At 67.5% G+C, this 2870-nt stretch carries 2 protein-coding genes and 1 pseudogene; 2 read left to right on the top strand and 1 reads right to left on the bottom strand.

Annotation, left to right across the window (positions count from 1 at the left end; translation table 11 throughout):
- On the bottom strand, window positions 1–933 hold a 933-nt coding region (locus GPA_RS08550), incomplete at its 3' end, for a radical SAM protein (protein WP_049784086.1).
- Window positions 934–1234: 301 nt separating this feature from the next.
- On the opposite strand from GPA_RS08550, the gene GPA_RS08555 reads away from it, so the two are divergent.
- Complete coding sequence (locus GPA_RS08555) at window positions 1235–2665, top strand: basic amino acid/polyamine antiporter (RefSeq protein WP_015539618.1); 1431 nt, start codon at window positions 1235–1237, stop codon at window positions 2663–2665.
- Window positions 2666–2679: 14 nt separating this feature from the next.
- Window positions 2680–2870, top strand: a pseudogene (locus GPA_RS19770) (hypothetical protein); the annotation flags it as partial.

The raw sequence follows: 2870 nt of genomic DNA on the forward strand, positions 1-2870 counted from the left end.
GCGCACCTGGTCGACGGACAGGCCGCGCGTCGTCTCGGTGGCGGTGTCGCGGGGCGACGTGCCGCGCTCGGCCCACATGATGTTGGCGCCGGCCTGGCCGCATAGCTGGCTGGGCTCGTGCGTGCAGTTGCCGCGGATGCCTGGGCCGGTGGCCAGAGCGGTGGCGCCGGCGTAGGTGGCCAGGCGGCCGTAGCTGATGTTGCCGTAGCGCTCGAACTCGGTTCCGGGCACGGTGTTGCGCCGCATGGCGCCGCTGAAGCCCACCTCGAAATCGCGTGCGAGCAAGATGAGGTCGGCCAGCTCCTCGGGCGTGTGCTCGGGCCCGATGGGGTCGATGCAGTTGCCCAGCACCAACCCGGCGCTCTTCGCGGCCTCCATGGTCTTCAGGCGCGTCTCCACCTTGCAGCGCGTGAACACGCCCTCGCCCAGGCGCACCACGTGGTATACGCCGGCTATGCCGATGCGCACGAGCTCGCGCGCGTAGTCCTCGTCGAAGTCGGGCACGTTCGCGATGAGCGGGACGTCGGTGGACAGCCCGGCGCGCACCGCCTGCGCCGTCTCCAGGAACTTCTCCTCGCCGTAGTGCACGGTGGTCACGAGGTAGAGCGCGTTCGCCCCGGCGGCCTCCATGGCCTGCGCCTCGGCGATCACCTGCTCGAGCGGGATGACCTCGTGCGTGCGGAAGATCTTGTTCGACGCCGCGAACGAGCAGAACTTGCAGTCGTTCGGGCACGGCGCCGCGTCCAGTCCGATGTGCGCGTGGATCTCCGCCTCGCCCCCGCACAGCTGCGAGGTGAACGCACGGCCCGCCTGCTGGATGGCGAACGCCTCGGGCGAGAGGTTCTCCACCGACAACAGGGCCATGATCTCCTTCTTGTCGAGCAGGCCTCCGTCGAGCGCCTTGTTGATGATGCGGATGATCTCGGTGTCCATGAAACCTGCTTTCCCTTCGCGTCCGGCCCGGCGCCGGGCCGATCTGTTGGTCGCCAATGATAGATTGCGTCCATTATAACCTTCCGAAGCGTTCCTCCTTGCCCGAACCGCGGCGAACGTAACCGACCAGCGGAGGGCCGTCAACGGATCGGCTTACCTGATTGCGCGCGTCAGGGAGACGTGGGATCGTTCTCGGCGCGGCACGGGACGCGGCCGCGATGCGCCCGCCGGTCGACCGCGGCGCAGTCGGACCGCGTTCCTGCCGCAACAGGCACCCATTTCGGCGGAAAGGCATCCCCCTATGGAAGAGGAAAAGAAGGGCATCGGGCTGTTCGGCCTCATCGGCCTCGTGGTCAGCTCCTGCATCGGCTCGGGCGTGTTCGCCCTCACCGGGCAGATCGGCCAGGTGGCTGCCCCGGGCAGCGCGCTCGTGGCATGGGGCGTCGTGGGCGTGGGCTTCCTCGCGCTGGCGCTCTCGTTCGCGAACCTGGGCGCGAAGCGGTCCGACCTGCACGGCATCTTCTCGTACGCCGAGGAGGGCTTCGGCAAGTTCTCGGGCTTCATCAGCGGCTGGGGCTACTGGCTGTCGGCGTGGCTCGGCAACGTGGCGTTCGCCACCATCCTCATGTCCACGCTCGGGTTCTTCCTGCCGTACTTCCTGCCGGGCAACAATATTGGCAGCATCGTGGTGGCCAGCGTCATCATGTGGGGCATCACGTTCCTCGTCATCCGCGGCGTGGAGAGCGCGGCATTCCTCAACGCCATCGTCATGATCGCGAAGGTCGTGCCCATCGTGGTGTTCATCCTGTTCAGCATCGTGCTGTTCAACGCCGGCGTGTTCACGGCCGACTTCTGGGGGCAGATGGCCAGCAACGCCGCCGCCATGGCGGGCGAGGGCGTGGACCTGGGCGGCGTGGGCGACCAGATAGTGAACTGCCTGATCATCATGATGTGGTCGTTCATCGGCATCGAGGGCGCCATGGTGGTGTCGGCCCGCGCGCGCAAGAAGAGCGAGGCCGGCAAGGCCACGGTCATCGGATTGGTGGTGCTGCTTTTGGTGTACGTGGGCGCGTCGGTGCTGCCGTTCGGGTACCTGCCCTACGCCGAGATCGGCGCGCTGGACAAGCCGGCCATGCTGTACGTGTTCGAGAGCATGGCGCCGGGCTGGGGCGGCGCGTTCATCAGCGTGGCGCTCATCGTCGCCGTGCTGGGGTCGTGGCTGTCGTTCACCATCCTGCCGTCCGAGACCACGTCGCTCATGGCGAAGCACGAGCTGCTGCCGCCCGTGTTCAACCGGCTGAACAAGAAGGGCTCGCCGCAGATCTCGCTCATCGTGGTGGGCGCGTGCACGCAGGCGTTCATGATCACGCTCCTGTTCACCGAGGACGCGTACAACTTCGCGTTCTCCATGTGCACGGTGGCCATCGTCATCACGTGGGCGTTCGCGGCGGCCTACCAGGTGAAGTTCTCGGCGCAGCACCACGAGTGGGGCCAGTGCGCCATCGGCATCGTGGCCGTGGCGTTCCAGGTGGTGGGCGTGCTGTTCAACGGCTGGTCGTTCCTGCTGCTCACGTGCGTGGGCTACATCCCCGGCTTCTTCTTCTACTGGCGGGCGCGCAAGGAGGCCGGCGCGACGGCCCTCACCACGGGCGAGAAGGCGGGCATGGGCGCCATCTCCGCGCTCGGCGTGCTGTCGCTGGTGCTGCTGGCAATGGGCGTCATCAGCTTTTAGGGAAGGAAACGAACATGGACATCGCACCGTTCGGGGTGGAGGACTGGCTCAACGTGCACGAGAAGAGCGCGACGTACGACATCGCGCAGTCTACCATCGCATCGATGACGCTCGACGAGCTCGTGGCGCTGGGAGCGCCGCGGGGGCTCGTGGCCGACGCGGCCGAGGCGGCCTTCCCGCAGGACGCCCAGGCGGGCGCCGCCCA

The sequence above is a fragment of the Gordonibacter pamelaeae 7-10-1-b genome (assembly GCF_000210055.1).
Lineage (GTDB): Bacteria > Actinomycetota > Coriobacteriia > Coriobacteriales > Eggerthellaceae > Gordonibacter > Gordonibacter pamelaeae.

What these genes read in the sequence shown, in the direction of transcription:
- GPA_RS08555 (WP_015539618.1), top strand. Translation starts at nt 1,235, where the DNA reads ATGGAAGAGGAAAAGAAGGGCATCGGGCTGTTCGGCCTCATCGGCCTC.